This is a genomic window from Komagataeibacter kakiaceti JCM 25156 (assembly GCF_000613305.1).
The window spans coordinates 1-959 of the sequence record NZ_BAIO01000710.1 but is presented as its reverse complement, the minus strand read 5'-3'; the positions used below and the strand labels follow the sequence as shown (position 1 = coordinate 959).

Below are 959 nucleotides of genomic sequence, written 5' to 3'. Positions count from 1 at the left end.
CGCGCCGACCCTACGGCCCAAAATGCCACGCAGGCGCAGGACGAGGAAGACAGCCACCAGCCCCAGAATAACCAGATCCAGAGGGAAATGACCAAAAGAGAAATTCATGCCGCGCGTCCAAAACCGCAGGCGGCCAAGCCTGCCAGAAACTAGCCTGCACCCAACATAGGCAACGCCCGGAGCCAGCACAATGCGCAACCCCCGTTAAAATTCCGGCGGCTGGTATGGCATCACCTGCTGGCCCATGCTACGGCCAGAGAATACGATATCCGTTTTCCCGTTCCATGTTACCTGCGGAGACCATAGACAAGCATGTCCGATACGACCCAGCCCCCCGCCACCGAAGATGGCCAGGGCGCGCCTCCGGCCCTGCCGCTCGCGATCAACCTGCAATACATCAAGGACCTCTCGTTCGAGGTGCCCGCCGGTGCGGAAATCTTCGCAACACTGCGCACCAGCCCGCAGATCTCGGTCAATATCGACGTGCAGGCCAATCGTCTCGAGCAGGAACAGCCGGTGTTCGAGGTGCTGCTGACCGTCAAGGCCGAAGCCAGCGAACCCCCGCAGCAGGAAGGCGGCCCCGCCGGGCGTCCGGTCTTCATCGCGGAGCTGACCTATGCCGCGATCGCGACGCTGAACAACCCGCCGGCCGAACTGATCGAGCCGATCCTGCTGGTGGAGGTGCCGCGCCTCATCTTCCCGTACGTGCGCAACATCCTGAGCGAAGTCACGCGCGATGGCGGCTTCCCGCCCGTCGTGCTCCAGCCGATCGATTTCGTGTCGCTGTGGCAGGCCAAGCGCAACTCGTTCGACCAGACGCCGGGCCACGCCTGAGCGGGCGCGCCGTTCCGAACGGACGACCGGGCCGGGGGCGCATGCTCCCGGCCTTTTTTTATCGGGCGGGATCCGGGCCGGGGCGGCAGGTCTGGTCCACACAGGCCAGCATCGCCGCCTGATCC

At 64.7% G+C, this 959-nt stretch carries 1 protein-coding gene and 1 pseudogene; one reads left to right on the top strand and one right to left on the bottom strand.

The window, feature by feature from the left end:
- Positions 1-189: pseudogene (locus JCM25156_RS31720) on the bottom strand (hypothetical protein); the annotation flags it as partial.
- A gap of 123 nt (positions 190-312) precedes the next feature.
- On the opposite strand from JCM25156_RS31720, the gene secB reads away from it, so the two are divergent.
- Entirely contained in the window at positions 313-834 is a 522-nt protein-coding gene (gene secB, locus JCM25156_RS18180) for a protein-export chaperone SecB (protein ID WP_025814259.1), read from the top strand.
- Positions 835-959: the final 125 nt, after the last annotated feature.